General features: G+C 58.5%; 1 protein-coding gene. It reads right to left on the bottom strand.

Going from position 1 to position 270, the window contains the following annotated elements; translation table 11 throughout:
- Positions 1-78: 78 nt before the first annotated feature.
- On the bottom strand, positions 79-270 hold a 192-nt coding region (locus SB772_RS41295), incomplete at its 5' end, for a nucleoside-diphosphate kinase (protein WP_410838689.1).

The following is a 270-nucleotide window of genomic DNA, read 5'->3' on the forward strand; positions in this document are numbered from 1 at the left end:
GCTGCTCGTCCGGGGGCGCTGCATTGTACAAATTCTGGCGCACGGATGCCACGTTTGCACGCGGCATTTACGAAATTATTAACGGGTGCGCGGGCACACTTCGCCTTCGCCAAAGAAATAAGCGATTTCGCGAGCGGCAGATTCGACGGAATCAGAACCGTGGGTACCGTTTTCGGTCAGGCTGTCAGCGTAATCAGCGCGCAGAGTACCAGCCAGTGCGTTTGCCGGATTGGTCGCGCCCAGCAGATCGCGGTGACGCTGAACGGCGTT

The organism is Paraburkholderia sp. SIMBA_030 (assembly GCF_046535245.1).
In the GTDB taxonomy this organism is placed as follows: domain Bacteria; phylum Pseudomonadota; class Gammaproteobacteria; order Burkholderiales; family Burkholderiaceae; genus Paraburkholderia.